General features: G+C 45.9%; 12 protein-coding genes. 10 read left to right on the forward strand and 2 right to left on the reverse strand.

Translation table 11 applies throughout. From position 1 onward, the window contains the following. Nucleotide 1: 1 nt before the first annotated feature. Nucleotides 2-4,399, reverse strand: coding sequence for a two-component regulator propeller domain-containing protein (locus BC643_RS07080; RefSeq protein ID WP_170154488.1), 4,398 nt, complete (start codon nucleotides 4,397-4,399; stop codon nucleotides 2-4). A 280-nt stretch (nucleotides 4,400-4,679) separates the two neighbouring features. On the opposite strand from BC643_RS07080, the gene BC643_RS07085 reads away from it, so the two are divergent. The 6 genes from BC643_RS07085 to BC643_RS07110 all read left to right on the forward strand — a co-directional run bounded on the left by BC643_RS07085 (nucleotide 4,680) and on the right by BC643_RS07110 (nucleotide 12,421). Beyond that, the gene (locus BC643_RS07085; protein WP_120272426.1) at nucleotides 4,680-6,104 is read left to right on the forward strand and encodes a glycoside hydrolase family 28 protein; all 1,425 of its coding nucleotides are present in this window, start codon (nucleotides 4,680-4,682) and stop codon (nucleotides 6,102-6,104) included. Nucleotides 6,105-6,141: 37 nt separating this feature from the next. After that, nucleotides 6,142-7,368, forward strand: coding sequence for a DUF4861 family protein (locus BC643_RS07090; protein ID WP_120272427.1), 1,227 nt, complete (start codon nucleotides 6,142-6,144; stop codon nucleotides 7,366-7,368). 93 nt (nucleotides 7,369-7,461) lie between these two features. Further along, nucleotides 7,462-8,847 (forward strand): glycoside hydrolase family 28 protein, encoded by a 1,386-nt coding sequence (locus BC643_RS07095; protein ID WP_120272428.1) that lies wholly within the window; start codon nucleotides 7,462-7,464, stop codon nucleotides 8,845-8,847. Between the two features lie 66 nt (nucleotides 8,848-8,913). Continuing rightward, nucleotides 8,914-9,888 (forward strand): alpha/beta hydrolase, encoded by a 975-nt coding sequence (locus tag BC643_RS07100; protein WP_120272429.1) that lies wholly within the window; start codon nucleotides 8,914-8,916, stop codon nucleotides 9,886-9,888. Between the two features lie 11 nt (nucleotides 9,889-9,899). Then, entirely contained in the window at nucleotides 9,900-11,525 is a 1,626-nt protein-coding gene (locus tag BC643_RS07105) for a glycoside hydrolase family 43 protein (protein WP_120272430.1), read from the forward strand. 134 nt (nucleotides 11,526-11,659) lie between these two features. After that, on the forward strand, nucleotides 11,660-12,421 hold the full coding sequence (locus BC643_RS07110) for a rhamnogalacturonan acetylesterase (RefSeq protein WP_120272431.1): 762 nt from the start codon (nucleotides 11,660-11,662) through the stop codon (nucleotides 12,419-12,421). 55 nt (nucleotides 12,422-12,476) lie between these two features. Here the strand turns inward: BC643_RS07110 and BC643_RS07115 are convergent, their stop codons facing one another. Further along, nucleotides 12,477-13,004: a hypothetical protein gene (locus BC643_RS07115; RefSeq protein ID WP_120272432.1), complete on the reverse strand. Its 528-nt coding sequence runs from the start codon at nucleotides 13,002-13,004 to the stop codon at nucleotides 12,477-12,479. A gap of 257 nt (nucleotides 13,005-13,261) precedes the next feature. On the opposite strand from BC643_RS07115, the gene BC643_RS07120 reads away from it, so the two are divergent. The 4 genes from BC643_RS07120 to BC643_RS07135 all read left to right on the forward strand — a co-directional run bounded on the left by BC643_RS07120 (nucleotide 13,262) and on the right by BC643_RS07135 (nucleotide 16,418). After that, nucleotides 13,262-14,143, forward strand: coding sequence for a helix-turn-helix domain-containing protein (locus BC643_RS07120; RefSeq protein ID WP_120272433.1), 882 nt, complete (start codon nucleotides 13,262-13,264; stop codon nucleotides 14,141-14,143). A 230-nt stretch (nucleotides 14,144-14,373) separates the two neighbouring features. Continuing rightward, nucleotides 14,374-15,090, forward strand: a complete 717-nt coding sequence (locus tag BC643_RS23705) for a pirin family protein (RefSeq protein ID WP_120274188.1) — start codon at nucleotides 14,374-14,376, stop codon at nucleotides 15,088-15,090. A 38-nt stretch (nucleotides 15,091-15,128) separates the two neighbouring features. Continuing rightward, nucleotides 15,129-15,698: a YceI family protein gene (locus BC643_RS07130; RefSeq protein WP_120272434.1), complete on the forward strand. Its 570-nt coding sequence runs from the start codon at nucleotides 15,129-15,131 to the stop codon at nucleotides 15,696-15,698. 195 nt (nucleotides 15,699-15,893) lie between these two features. After that, entirely contained in the window at nucleotides 15,894-16,418 is a 525-nt protein-coding gene (locus tag BC643_RS07135) for an RBBP9/YdeN family alpha/beta hydrolase (protein WP_120272435.1), read from the forward strand. Nucleotides 16,419-16,428: the final 10 nt, after the last annotated feature.

Here is a 16,428-nt window from a genome sequence, read left to right on the forward strand (position 1 = left end):
TTTAAGTCGACTGATCTTCTTTTCCGTACTTGCTGGGCGTAACGCCGTAGCGCTCTTTAAATTTCTTACTGAAGTATTTCAGATCGTTGAAGCCGGATAGATAAGCAGCTTCCGACACATTATAACCGCCGGAGACCAGGTATTGCGCAGCAACCTGAAGTTTCGTATTTCGCAGAAATTCCACAGGGCTCATGCCAGTGAGTGTTTTTACTTTGTTGTAAAAGACCGTCCGTCCCAGCGAAGTTTCTTTTACCAGCGCATCAACATTGAACTCCGAATCCTGGCAATTTTCGGTGATCAGATTGACGATTGATTTCAAAAACTCCTCGTCCTTGTTCGTGATCTTTATGTCGCCGGCGAATGGATTTGACTTGTTGAAATAGTCGAGCACATTTTTGCGCTGCTTGATCAGGTTCTGAACGACAGTCAGCAGATATTCCGAGTTGAAAGGTTTAATGACATAAGCTTCGGCACCCGATTCAATTCCTTCAATCTGCGAATCAATCGCTGACTTCGCCGTAAGCATGACAACCGGGATGTGGCTCAACTCGAAATCGTTTTTGATCTCACGTGTCATTTCATTCCCGTCCATCACCGGCATCATCAAATCAGTCACAATCAAATCCGGGTGTTTTGCACGGGCTAGCTCCAAGCCTTCCTGCCCGTTTCCGGCTTGAAGGATTTGAAAATGCCCATTCAATATGGAAGTCAGGTACTGACGAATGTCGGTCTGATCCTCAACAACCAACACCTTCAAACCGGCAAGTGTTTCCGAACCTGTTACTGTTTCTGTTGCTGTACCTCTTTCTGCATCCGACTCCAGTTCGTCGGTATGTGAAATGCTTTTCGACTGATCTGCCACCTTGTAATTCAGCTCATCCGCACTAAAATGTTTATTCCCGGTTTTCAGCGAAATCGTAAACGCACTGCCCTGCCCTTCCTCACTTTGCACCTCAATGTCGCCGTAATGCAACTTCATCAATTCGTAGGAATAAGCCAGTCCAATTCCACTTCCGCTGTACTCTGAATTCTCGTCCGACAAGGCTGTGAACCGTTGGAAAAGCATACCGATTTTATTTTTGGCAATCCCTTTTCCTTCGTCCTCCACCAAAATCCGAACTTCCTTCTCGTTAGCTGATTTTTCGATTCGAACAGCAATCCGTTTTCCGGGAGCGGTAAATTTGAACGCATTCGACAACAGGTTGAAGAGAACGGAGTCCATCTTCTCGCGGTCGACCCAAACCGAAACAGATTCGCTGCAATCGGGAAGCTGAAAATCGATCTGCCGCTGTTCCGCCATTTGATCGAAATTGCGGCAGATTTCGCAAACGAAAGGTGCGAGATCGACTTCCGACAACTTCAACTTCATTTTTTGATTTTGCACTTTCCGGAAGTCCAGCAACTGATTTATCAATCGCAGCATCCGCTTAACGTTACTGCTCATCATGGCAATCGGCTGTTTCACTTGCTCCGGCAGATTGTTCATCCGCTTCAAATCTTCCAGTGGCCCCAAAACCAAGGTCAGCGGCGTGCGGATTTCGTGCGAAATATTGGTGAAGAACTTCAGCTTGATCTCATTCACTTTTCGCTCAACGCGCAGGTCGGTACTCAGCCGATTGTATTTCACGAAAATTCGGCGTGAGATTTCGAAAATCAGCAGGACAAGCAGGAAATAAGCGACATAAGCCAATGTTGTTTTCCACCAGGGCGGCAATATTTCAATGTGTAATTCGCGTGGCTGTTCCGACCAGGTACCATCCCAATTTGCCGCTTTTACCTTAAATGTATATTCGCCCGGAGCAAGGTTGGTGTAGGTCGCTTTGCGTTCGTTGCGAACGTCATACCACCCTTCATCAAATCCCTCCAAAGTGTAGGAGTACCTGTTTTTCTGCGGATCAAAATAACTCAAAGCGGCATACTCGATGCTAAAACTCGACTGGTTGTATTTGAGCACCAAATCGTGGGTAAAGTTGATGTGTGTATGCAGCGGCGAGTTTTCATCTTTATAATCCACTTCCTGGTTAAAAAGCGAGAAGGACGTCAACACAACCGGCGGTTGAAAATTAGTGGTCTTCACCTCGTTTTCAGTCACAATCAACAAACCGTCCAAGGTTCCAAACAGCATGCGGCCATCTTTCAACTTGTAGCAGGTTCCTTCTGAAAAATTGCTACACATCAATCCATTGTTGGTATCGTAGTTTTCAAATTCTTTCGACTGAATATTATAACGCGAAATCCCATTCTCCGTGCTAATCCACAGATCCCCGTTGGTACTCTCCAAAATTCCGAATACGGCATCGCTGATCAAACCTTCCTGCTCGTTGATGTGGCTGAAAATAACCTCGTCGTCCGAGTTTTGCAGAATGCGATTCAAACCACCGCCAAACGTACCGAGCCACATGCGGTGAGTTCCATCTTCATAAAGATAGATCAAGTCATTGTAGCTCAAACTTTGGTCATAATTCACATCGTAGAAATACGAATTAAAGCTCGGGTGTTCGTCCGCAATCGAGTTCATCAATTCGTTCAGCCCAAACGTGGTAGCTACCCAAATCGTACCACCTAAATCTTCCAGAATATAGCGCACATCGTTGCTCGACAAGTTGCTGTTTTGGGTTGAAATATTCTTAAATCGCAGCCGATCAGAAGTTGGATTCTCAATCACATCAATCCCGCTACCGTAAGTTCCGACTAAAATTCGCCCTTGCTGGTCTTCGGTGATGCAATACACATTATCGTTCGACAACGACTGTTCGTTGGATGGCTGATGCTGATAGATTTGAAACGAAAGCTCGTTATAGTTCCTGTAATTCTGAAGCGGTCGCTGGCTACGTGCCAAACCACCTCCTTTAGACCCCAACCAGATGTAACCTCGCTTATCCTGCAAAATGGAATAAACGTTGAACCGGCCCAAGCGTCCCCGATCGGTTGGAATACCATCGAATTTATGAAGCAAATTGAAATCCGAATCATAAATATAAAGTCGTCCGGATTTTGTCGCGAGCCAAACATTTTCCCGGCTATCCTGCGAAATTGCCCGGACCACGTTATCGGTCAAACTTTTTACTCTTCGTTCAACCTTGATTTGCCGAAACAGCGGGTTTGCCGGAATGAGCTTATTGACGCCCGCATTGAATTGTCCGGTTCCGATCCATAGCAGTCCGGAATGATCCTGAGCAATACAATAGGCAATATCTGAGCTCAGCGAGTTGGGATCGTTGGGGTCGTTTCTGAAAAACCGAAATTCCTCTTTTTCCTGATCAAATAGCCCCAATCCACCGCCATGTGTCGCCACCCACAAATTGGAATCGCGGTCCTCGAATAAAAACTGCCGCTGCAGGTCAACCAACGTCTGAATATCGTCGGGAACCAGCTGGTAAAAACGTGCTTTGCCGAGATCAGGCTTTACCAGGTAAATACCGAACTCATCGGTTGTGACCCACAGATAACCTTTACTGTCTTCGTAGATATCAACGATTGTTTTGCCATCCAAATCATGATCAAGCACATGTCCATCTGCATCACAAACAAAAAGGCCACTGCTCTGTGTACCGATCAGCAACTGACCTTTCCTGTTAACTTGCAAAAGGCTGACAACATCATCCAAGCCGGCAATCGCAAGCCGATCCAACTTTTTTTCATCCGGTTCCATGCGCAATAACCCGTTCATTTTTGTACCGAAATACAGGTTTTGCCCGCTTGCCACACCACAAGTGAAATTCAGATCACGAGAGAACATTTCAGGCTTCAAACCGTCTTCCCGACTCAGATCGCTGGCAGTGTAAAAATTCAATCCCGCTTGTGTTCCAACCCAAACGCAGGAATCCTGATCCGTGATAATAAAGTTAACGGCCAGATTTGAAATCTCATCCGAGCTCGTTCCTTTTAGTTCTTTTAGTTTGTATGGTAATTGCTCGTCGTCGGATGCCATTAAACGATACACGCCGGCATTATTGGTTCCCAACCAAATATCGTCCTTCAACTCCAGGAAGGAGGTAATTTGTGTGTTACGGGGGTTTCCCGGTTCTGCTGTTGGTGGAAACGAATAAAATCGCTCGGTGCGCATGTCCATATAATGGTAGTGCCCATCGTGCGAAGCCAGCCAGATAAAACCGCGCCGGTCTTCCCAAATCGAAACGATCCGATTATTGGTTAGTGAGTACGGATTGTTGTATTCTGTCTTATAAACTTTGAAGTTGTAGCCATCGTAGCGGTTCAAGCCGTCCATGGTACCAAACCACATGTAGCCGCGACTGTCGCAAAAGATACTTTGCACCGCGTTTTGCGAAAGGCCATCCGTTGTATTCAAAACCTCGAAGCGCTCCACCTCAACAGCTCCACCCGAACCGCTGCACAGCAACAAAACAACCAATAAAATGAGACTGAGGATATTCTTCACGCCCTTCGATTTTTGGTGCCTCAAAGTTGAAAAAAAACAACGCTCCGGCAAAGATTAACGGTTTTAAATTACGACATTTTCCATTACGACAACCCGATCATCCGCCCGCGACACAAGGCTTTAGAAAAGGCATGTAACAATTCACCCCCACATAACAGTCAATTTATCTCCAATAAATAAACCGGAGAACAACTAAGTTTGCTACCGATTCAAATCGAGAACACTGACGCGATTGTCAGAGACAGAAACAGTAAATTCAAAAAACAATTATTCTTAAACGATGAAATCTTTCAAATTTATTCTAGCAGTTCTCCTTTTTTCAAGCCTAAGCTGGTCAGCCAATGCGATCCAGGACGAGAAAAAATGGGCCGAGATTTATGAAATAATCGACAATATTAAAGAACCTGTATTCCAGGACAAGACATTCAACATTGTTGACTTCGGTGCGAAAGCCGATGGAAGTACCTTGAATACTGAAGCGATTCAAACAGCCATCGACAAATGCTCGAAAGCTGGCGGCGGCACTGTGTTGGTTCCTGCCGGAACTTACCTGACAGGTGCGATTCACCTGAAAAATGACGTGAACCTGCACATCGCCGAAAACGCTGTTTTGAAATTTTCAACCAACCCCAACGACTACCTTCCGCTGGTACAAACCCGCTGGGAAGGTAACGACGTTTTCAACTACTCCCCGCTTATCTACGCAAACGGACAAAACAATTTTGCGGTTACCGGCAAAGGAACGATCGACGGACAAGGTTCCAGCGAAAACTGGTGGCCTTGGAAAGGTGCATCGCAATACGGTTGGAAAGAAGGCATGCCCAGTCAGCTGGACGAAGGCGTTGGCCGCCCTGCATTGGACAAATGGGAACGTGAAGAAGCTCCGCTTTTCGAGCGTCAAGCCGGCGAAGGTTTCTACCTGCGTCCACAATTTGTTAGCTTCATCAATTGCACTTCAGTGAAAATCGAAGACATTAAAATCATCAACTCACCATTCTGGGTGGTTCACCCGATTTTGTCGAAGGATGTCATCTTCCGCGGTGTTCACATTGAGAGCCTGGGACCAAACTCCGATGGATTTGACCCGGAATCATGTAAAAACGTTTTGGTTGAAAATTGTATCTTTGATACCGGCGACGACTGTATCGCCATCAAATCGGGCCGTAATTCAGATGGCCGCAAACCCAATGTTCCAACCGAAAATATGTTGATTCGCAATTGTAAAATGATTGAAGGTCACGGAGGTGTTGTAATCGGAAGTGAAATTTCGGCTGGTGCCCGCAATATTTTCGCGGAAAACTGCGTCATGAGCAGCCCTGATTTGGATCGCGCGATTCGCTTGAAAACAAACAACCACAGGGGGGGAGTTACCGACGGACTTTACGTTCGCAACATTGAGGTTGGCCAGGTGAAAGATGCCGTTATTCGCATTAACTGTTCTTACGATCCGAAAGAAGGACAAGGCAATTATCCGCCAATGGTTCGCAATGTGTATATTTCGAACATCACCGCAGACATGACAGGCAAAACACCGGCAAAATACGGTTTGCGACTGGAAGGAATTAAGGGCGAAAATGCCGTTGAAAATATTTACATCAGCGACTGTACGTTCAACGGAGTAGAAAAAGTGAGTCAAATCGAAGACGTTAAAAACCTGCATTTGGAGAACGTCATCATTAACGGTAAAAAAGTAGAGGCAAACTAGTATCGACACTGACTTAAATTAACCAAAAATAGATCACATGAACTCTCGTATTGCATTCTTTTTAGTGCTGCTGGCAGGGCTTTGGACAGCCTGCTCATCACCAGTCAGCACAACAATTACGAACCCGCTGAACGAAGAAGTCAACGAGTTAGTTGTTGAAATTACGGCTCCCGAAATCCTGCAGAAAGCAGCGACAATGAAGCACTTCAAATTGATGGATGGTGACACTGAAGTTCCCTACCAGCTTATTGCCGACGGAGACCAGATTAGTTCGATACTGGCACAAGTAAATTTCGCACCAAACGAAGAAAAAACAATCAGCATTACAAGCGGACACCCGGCAGAATTCGCAAAGAAAACCCAAGCCGAAATCTCAATTAAAGAAGGCGGTGTTTGGGAATGGGTGAAAAAGAAAAGCGGAAAAGAGCAATACGAATACATTGGCGGAACCTGGAAAAACGTCGATTCTTTGTGGGTTGACCCAAAACATACCGACCACTCCTTCGACATTCGTTACGAAGGCCCGGGTTGGGAATCGGATAAAATTGCTTATCGCTTCTACCTCGACTGGAGAAATGCAACTGACATCTTCGGTAAGAAAACAGACAGCATGGTTCTGCAACAAGTCGGCCTTGACGGTTTTGACTCGTACCACGAAATGAGCGACTGGGGTGCCGACATACTGAAAGTTGGAGATGCTTTAGGAATCGGTACAATTGCGCACTGGGCAAACGGCAAAGCAAACCGCGTGGCTGTTACCGATAGCTTGTACTCCGAAATCACGATGAATGGCGACCTCGAATCGAAAGTTACCACCCATTATATGGGCTGGGAATTCGACGGTGGAAAAACTGATCTGACTTCCGTGTTGACGATCAAAGCCGGTAGCTACCTGACCAAATGTGATTTGACCAGCAGCAACCCGATCGACAGCCTGGCAACCGGAATTATTCGTTTGCCGGATACTGAAATTTTACAATCAGCTGAGGGCGACGGAGAGTGGGCCTACTATGCCACATTCGGTGTGCAGTCGCTTAACAAAGACCACCTGGGCATGTTTATCTTCTACAAAAAAGACCAGCTGGAAGTGTTGGCGGAAGATGTAAAAAGCCATGTGATTGTCTTGCGCCCTGAAGATCAGAAATTGACTTACTATTTCGGTGGCGCCTGGGAACTTGATGCCTCAAACATGAACAACACAGATAAACTGAAGGTATTCTTAGATCATCAATTGGCGATGATGAATGCCGGACTGATTAAATAATTCGAACGAAGATAACGGGTATTGGCACGTCGATGCAGGATTTGTGGGTAGAGCAAGTGCCAATACTTCGTTTTTCTTTTCAAACCGACTCAAATGAAAACCAGTTACCTAATCATTCTTTGCCTGTTTGTTTTTGGTTTTTCAGCCTGTAAGTCAAAACCATTGCAACTGGATAGCCAGGAAGAAATACTGGCTCGCATTTCAGCTCCCGAGTTCCCCGAAAACAATTTTCAGATTACCGATTTTGGAGCAACATCCGATTCATTGGCCGACTGTAAACCGGCCATCGATAAAGCCATTCAAGCTTGCGCTGAGGCCGGAGGTGGTACCGTAATCATTCCCGCTGGTATTTGGTATGTTGAAGGTCCCATTCATTTCGAAAGCAACATCAATCTTCAGATTGATGAAGGAGCCACCCTGCGGTTCAGCTCCAATCCGGCGTCCTATTTGCCGGTCGTTGCCACAAGTTGGGAGGGAACGCTTGTGTATAATTACAGCCCCCTGATTTACGCTTACGGAAAAGAAAATATTGCCATAACCGGCAAAGGCACCATCGACGGCGAAGGCTCGAAAACATTTGCAGGCTGGCACGGTCAACAGAAGCCCGACCAGTTGCTCAGTCGCGACATGAACCACCAAAACACACCGGTTGAAGAACGGATTTTCGGAGAAGGACACTTCCTCCGCCCGCAACTGGTTCAATTCTACAACTGCAAAAACATCCTGGTTGAAGGTGTTAAAATCGAAGACTCTCCTTTTTGGTGCATTCACCTTTTGATGTGCGAAAATGCAACCCTCCGAGGTTTGACTTACGACGCCCAAAATAAAAATAACGACGGCATCGACCCCGAGTACTCACGCGATATCCTGATCGAAAACATCAACTTCAACAACAACGACGACAACGTAGCCGTGAAAGCCGGACGCGATGACGAAGGCCGGGCCATGCAACGGCCGAGCGAAAATATCATCATCCGCAACTGTCATTTCAAAGGCTTGAATGCAGTGGTGATGGGGAGCGAAATGTCATCGGGGGTTCGTAATGTTTTTGTTGAAAATTGCGATGCTGCAGGCTACGCACAACGAGGAATTTACCTGAAATCAAACCCTGATCGGGGTGGCGAAATCTCGAATATTTTTGTCAAAAATGTACACCTCGGGGAAGTGAAGGATTGCTTCATGGTAACGTCGAACTACCACAATGAAGGAACGGATTTCCCGACAAATATTCACTCCATCTACCTTGAAAATGTAAGCTGTAAAAAGGCCATCAAATACGGAATTTACATCAAAGGGCACGAGCTAAAAGATGTGCATGACTTTGTGATCAAGGATTTCAAAGTAGACAGCGCCGGCCGTGGCGTACATGTTGAACATGCTGAAAATATCCGTTTCGAGAATGTTGTGGTTAACAATGAAGAGGTGGTTTGGGATCCGGTAAAACTGCTTGAAAATGCGAGCACCGACTACGACTACTAACACCAAGGCCTGATCCCCAATTCAATTCAAACAACAGAAAACCAGCACAAACCAAAACAAGAGTGAATGAAAAATCAACTAGTAATCTTATTGACCGTTCTTCTATTTCCATTAGCCGGATTTAGTCAAAACGAATTTCCAAGAGATACATCCTACGCCGTTTGGTCCGACTGGCAAAAAATAAAAAAAGACTACCCCGAAGTTATTCCGGTTGCAGAATTCAAAAGTGATCAGTTTTTGACGCTGCCCAACCAGGTTTATCGGGTTCGCGACAACCGAATTCTGCGCATGGATGTCTTCATCCCCAACTGTGATCCCGGGAAAAAGCGCCCTTTGGTGATGATGATTCATGGTGGAGGCTGGCGTTCGGGTGACAAATCGCACCTGGTGCCTCTGGCTCAAAAGCTGGCTATGGAAGGATACGTGACTGCCAGTGTTGAGCAGCGCCTTTCGATGGAAGCGCTCTATCCCGCGGCTCCTCAGGATTTGAAAGAAGCCATTCGCTATCTAAAGCACAACTGCGATGTTTACGGAATAGACACGACCCGCATTGCCGTGTTGGGTGCCTCGTCCGGGGCAACCATGGCGAGCCTGATGGCGACAACCGGAACTATCGACAAATTCGACGATCCGGAATCGGTCTACCCGCATCATACAGCCGAAGTACAAGCGCTGATCAATGTGGACGGCGTTGTCGATTTTACCGATCCCAACGAAAGCGCGAAAGACACCAATCCGGATAAACCATCGGCGGGCGCCCTGTTTTTTGGCTGTACTTACAAAGAGTGCCCGGAGAAATGGGTTGAAGCCTCACCTATTCAATATGCCGGAAAAGACACGCCCCCGACCTTGTATGTCAACAGCGCGCAGCCTCGCTTCCATGCCGGCCGCGACGAGCTTTTCAAGGTACTCGATCAATATGGAATTTACCATGAACAACATACGATTGACAATTCGCCACATACTTTTTGGCTTTTTCACCCGTGGTTTGAAGATACACATTCATTTATTTTGAACTTCTTAAATCACGTCTTCCAATAAAACGATTAACAATGAAATTCAAAAATTTAAACTTACTCTTCGCGCTGTTCTTCGTTGTGGCAACGCAACTGCAAGCTCAACCATGGAATGCGGACCTCGGCAATGGAAAATATAAAAATCCAATCCTATTCGCCGACTACTCTGACCCGGATGTTTGCCGCGTTGGCGACGACTATTATATGACCGCGTCGAGTTTTAACTGTGTGCCCGGCTTACCCGTTTTGCACTCAAAAGATATGGTTAACTGGGAACTGATTGGTTATGCGCTGGAGCAATTGCCTCCGGTCGATCACTTCAATACGCCTCAACACGGAAACGGTGTTTGGGCTCCATCCATCCGCTATCACGAAGGTGAATTATACATCTACTGGGGAGATCCCGACTTTGGAATTTACATGGTGAAGGCCAAAGATCCCGCAGGCCCGTGGAGCGAACCAGTATTGGTAAAAGAAGGAAAAGGCTTGATTGACTCGTGCCCGATCTGGACCGAGGATGGCAAAGCTTACTTGTCATATGCATTTGCAGGAAGCCGTGCCGGCGTCAAAACCGTGATCCTGATGACTGAAATGACGCCCGACGGAACCAAAGCCATCGGCAATAGTGTGCTGATATTCGATGGACACGACGGACACACCACCTGCGAAGGAACCAAATTATACCAACACGGCGATTATTATTACATCATGTTCCCGGCCGGCGGTGTAAAACCAGGCTGGCAAATTGCTACACGGTCCAAAAACATTTGGGGACCATACGAAATGAAAGTTGTGCTTCACCAGGGCGACACCGATGTCAACGGACCGCACCAGGGCGCGTTGGTGGTGCAGGAGAACGGCGACAGCTGGTTCTATCACTTCCAGGATCGCTGGGCATACGGACGCGTTGTGCACCTGCAACCGGTTACCTGGGTTGACGGATGGCCAATCCCCGGAGTTGACACCAACAAGGATGGTATTGGCGAACCCGTAACTGAATGGACCAAACCGGATGTTGGCAAAACTTACCCGGCAACTCCCCTGGTTACAACCGATGAATTTAATGGTCACGAATGGGGACTTCAATGGCAGTGGCATGCCAACCCAACCGTCTATTTTGGTTACATGTCGGCAAACCTCGGTTACCTGCGCCTGAACTGCATTGCGCAACCGGAAGATTACAAGAGCTTGTGGCAACTGCCCAACCTGTTCCTGCAGAAATTCCCCGCTCCGGATTTCACGGCAACAACCAAACTAACCTTCAATAATCACGAAGAAGACGACCGTACCGGCTTGCTGGTAATGGGAGAAGATTATGCATACATCGGACTGCACCAGGTTGCAGGGAAACTAAAACTCGTGCAACGCTCATGTAAAGATGCGCGTACCGGCGGACTTGAAAAGCAGCATGCTTCCATTGATGCGGAGCACAACGAAATCTATTTGCGCGTCACCGTGAAACATGTTCCCAACTCGCCGGAACACGATGCAACAGCACAATTCAGCTACAGTTACGACGGAAAGAAATTCAAAGACTTTGGCGATGAGTTTAAGCCACGCGCCGGCCGGTGGATCGGAGCAAAAATAGGACTTTTTGCAACCAGCACCTCGGTGACCAACGACGCTGGCTATGCCGACATTGATTGGTTCCGGGTGGAATAAAAACCAAAGCAAAAGGCAAAAGTGCAAAGGCAAAAGTAACGCAGGATACATTCCTTCTTTTTACTTTTTACTTATCACTTTTGCCTTTACACGTTTATCTTCAATCTTGATAGAAAATAAAAAATCAATAAAGAATGAAAGCAAGAGTGATTTTACTTGCTGCAATTACGCTACTTTTCGGAGCATGCCAAAGCAGTGAGCAGAGCAAAGAAAAAGAAGAGCAGCATGTGAAAATCTACATGATTGGTGATTCCACAATGGCCAATAAAGAAGAAAACAGAAGACCGGAAACCGGTTGGGGAATGGTTTTCAGCGAGTTTTTCAATGATAAGGTAGAAGTTGACAACCACGCGGTAAATGGCCGAAGCTCGAAAAGTTTTATTGGTGAAGGCCGATGGGATAAAGTTTACGAGCAATTGCAACCCGGCGATTACCTGTTCATCCAGTTCGGTCACAACGACCAAAAATTCAAGAGTCCGGATCGTTACACCAACCCGTTTACCACTTACCGTGCAAACCTGGAACGCTATGTTACCGAAGCACGCGAAAAAGGTGCGATACCAATTTTGCTGTCATCAATTGTTCGCCGCAACTTCAATGAATATGGATGCCTCATCGACACCCATACCGATTATCCGCTGGTTACGCGTTTGGTTGCCGACGACATGGATGTTCCATTCATCGACCTGCAACGTCTGACTGAATTCCGCGTGACTGAACTTGGGCCGGACGATTCGAAAAAATTGTACAACTGGCTCGAGCCGGGTGAAAATCCCAACTACCCGGATGGCGTGCAGGACGATACTCACCTGAACAACGAAGGAGCTCACGAAGTAGCTCAAATGGTAATCAATGAGTTAAAGAAAAAAGATATTCTGACGAACTATATCAAATAATACGGTTTTTCATATAACAAATAAGGCTGCCACCTTCCAATGTCAGCCTTATTTGCTAATTCTCAACAAGATACCAAACATCGCCGGTTTCCCGCTCAACGATTCTAATGATGCCTTCACCATCCGAAATCAGCACTTTTGATATTTTCCCTATAGTTACCGGCATTTCAACAACGTTGCTATAAGTATTCTCACTCAAGCTGTCCTGAAAAACCACAGTGACCTCAGGTGAATCAATTCTAACGTAGCTGTCATTTGTATCCAACGAGAAGTCTGGACTAGAACTACCGATCCAGAAATCAAAATACTCTTTAAAATAGTGATCATCTGATGTGCTAAAATAGCCGATATCAGTATCGGTACAATCACAGTCGCAGGCCGGGCCCATCTTCTCTGGTCCACCAATATAAACAGATTCCACAATAAACAGAGTAGTATCATTCGAATTAGTGAAAAATAGCGAATCACCGCTTTCATACGGGAAATAACCAATAAACAGAGGAGAAAGACCTCCACATTGCACATCACAGCCGGTAAAGCCAAAACCGAGCAAAACTAAAATGACGACGGATATGGGTTTCATTCGTAAGGTTAATCTTTCAGCGTTGATGAACTTCAAAATTATGTTGTAATGTAAATAATCATCCCTTGATTTTGACAAAAAATTGAAATAAAAATGACCTAAGAGTTCTAAATATTGTTAATTCAGAATAAGCACCTTTGTACTAAGAACTCGAGCCAATGAGTACTTGAGAGATATTAAACCGCGAAACTGAAAGCTCAACAAACACCGTCTTTTTCTTGTTGATTAATTCGAGCTATTCACTATTTTAGCGAACGATGCATACCGAAATAAAGACATACGGCCTGGTGGACAAAGCGGGCCAGCCCACTGATTTCATTTTGAAAGACATGGGCGCCTTGTACGATTCGTTTGGCGGGCAGGCCGACCGCCCTCACCGTCACGATTACTTCACCATCCTTTTGATTGAAAAGGCCAAAGGAGTCCACGCTGTTGATTTCAAGTCGTATGATTTATTCGATCACTGCCTGTTTTTCATCTATCCGGGACAAGTGCACCAACTTATTGCCGAAGGCCGTCCGGAAGGTTGGGTCATCAACTTTTCACAACTCTTCCTGGTTCAGCATAGCATTCCCGACCGAATGATCAATGATGTGTACCTGTTCAACAAACATGGCGAAACGCCACCGTTGCCGGTTTCGGAGGATAACTTTCAACATTATAAAGACATCATTCGCCAGATTCAGCAGTACAGTCAGCTCGATTCCAGCATGAAGGACGATGCACTTGGAGCCTTATTAAAACTGATGCTGGTACAAAGCAACAGCCATTGCTCGCTGCAAAAAGAGAAAAACCCGCAAACCATTGAAGCGGGAAATCAACTGGTGCGTCATTTTAAAGAGTTGATTGAAAAACACTACAACGAGCTACACAAAGTGAGCGACTACGCCGACATGCTGGCAGTAACGAGCGACTACCTGAATAAATCAGTAAAATCAATCACCGGGAAATCGGCAAAAGAATTCATTCTGGATCGCATCTTGGTTGAAGCCAAACGTGTGCTGCTTTTCACTGAAACCACCAACAAAGAACTGGCTTTTCAGCTCGGCTTTGAAGAACCATCGCACTTCAGCAACTTCTTTAAACGATACACCAATAGCTCCCCATTAGATTTTCGCAACGCAGCCAGACAAGCCTAATTTCATTTACAATTGGACGATTTACAATTGACCATTAATCCGGTCCAAAGGCCAAAGAACTGCGTATTTCAATGGTAAATAGTCAATAATTGATTCGTAAATCTTCTTCACATCGGTTTTTTGCAATCCCTGTCCTGATTTTTATAAATTAGAAGACATCCAGGTCCTCTATCTTTGTACTATCAAATTAAAACAACGCCGCAAGGCAATTGAAAAGAAAGGACAAAGCGATGAAAACAATTTTGCACAAAGCCAGCACCAGAGGACATGCCAATCACGGTTGGTTGGATTCTCACCACACTTTCAGCTTTGCCAATTATTACAACCCCGAACGGGTTCATTTTGGCGCGCTGCGAGTGCTCAATGATGACACCATTGCCGGGGGAACCGGATTCGGAACTCACCCGCACGACAACATGGAAATTATCTCCATCCCGCTTTCGGGAGCCATCGAGCATAAAGACAGCATGGGTAACAAAGCTGTGATTGAAACGGGCGAAGTACAGGTGATGAGTGCCGGAACTGGTATTTTCCACTCCGAATACAACAAGAACAAAGACGTTACCGCTAAATTTTTACAAATCTGGGTTTTCCCTGACCGTAAAAATGTAACGCCGCGCTACGACCAAATCTCGATCCGTGACCTGGAAAAAGAAAACGAGTTTTTCCAAATTCTTTCTCCGAGCCCGGAAGACCAGGGAGTTTGGGTACATCAGCAAGCTTGGTTTAGCCTAGGTAACTTTACCGCCAACACCGAAACGAGTTACCAATTCCACAGCGGAACCAGCGGCCTGTATGTTTTTGTACTGAAAGGCAAAGCCGAGGTAGCCGGAACAGAATTGGCCGATCGCGACGGTTTGGGAATCTGGGATGCTTCATCAGTCGATTTTAAAGTTGAAGAAGGCACACAATTGCTCCTGATGGAAGTACCGATGAATTTGAATTAATTAGAAATAGAAATAACAATCCTTAAAATCAAAACATCATGAAAACAGTTAAAGTATTATTAGCAGTAGTCGCGCTGACTCTGGGTTACGGAGTACAAGCGCAAACATTAAAGGTTGACGCATCGAAAAGTGAAATTACCTGGTTGGGTAAAAAAGTAACAGGCGAACACAGCGGAACCATCGACGTGAAAAGCGGCGAGTTAAAACTAGACGGTAGCGCGATTGCCGGTGGCGAATTTGTGGTTGACATGACCAGCATTAAAAACACCGACCTGACAGACGCCGAATGGAATGGTAAATTGGTTGGCCACTTGAAATCAGACGATTTCTTCGCAGTTGAAAAATACCCGGAAGCGAAATTGGTCATCACGAAGAAAGCTCCGTTCTCAGGCGACAAAGCAACTGTAACCGGCGATTTGACCATCAAAGGAACCACTCACCCGGTAACTTTCGATGTAACAAAAGACGGTAAAGTTTACACAGCTGAAATCACTGTTGACCGTTCAAAATACGACATTCGCTATGGTTCTAAATCATTCTTCGACAACCTGGGAGACAAAGTGATTTACGACGACTTCTACCTGACCGTGAAATTGGCGGTAGAATAAGCAACAGATAACAGAGAAAAGGTACAACCCTTGCAAGCACCCCTTGCAGGGGTTTGTTTTTGGTAGAAACCTTGCATGTAAATTTTACGATTACGAAAAGAAATCGCCGCTTCGGCCCGCCAACTGAGTAAAACGACAAGTTTTGTGTATTTTGCCGGGGCTGAAATGTGCAGACATTAAAACGATAAACAGAACATGAAATATTTTACACTTCCCGGCTACGGCGGATCAGGAGCAGAACATTGGCAAACTTTTTTTGAAAAGAACCTTCCGCATTGCGAACGGGTTGAACAAGCTGACTGGGACAACCCCAATTGCATGGAATGGGTCAATACACTGGAGCAAAAAATCGCCCAATGCGAGGACGAGGAAATTGTTCTTCTGGCGCACAGCCTGGGCTGTATTACACTTGCCCATTGGGTTGCGCGTTTTCAGCGGAAGATAAAAGCTGCACTACTGGTTGCTCCACCCGATCTCGAAAACCAGGAACACAACTTTCAGTCATACCTTCCAACTCCATTGACGACTTTACCCTTTAAAACGATTTTGGTGTCCTCTGATAATGATCCGTGGATTAAAAAGGAACGGGCTGAATACATGGCCAAGCAGTGGGGCAGCGATTTTGTTTTACTCCCGAACGCCGGACACATCAATGCCGTTTCTGGTTATGGCGAATGGGAAGACGGCCTGAAGCTGGTGCAGAAGTTGACCACAGATTAGCCTCAACGGC

The sequence above is a fragment of the Mangrovibacterium diazotrophicum genome (assembly GCF_003610535.1).
GTDB classification, from domain to species: domain Bacteria; phylum Bacteroidota; class Bacteroidia; order Bacteroidales; family Prolixibacteraceae; genus Mangrovibacterium; species Mangrovibacterium diazotrophicum.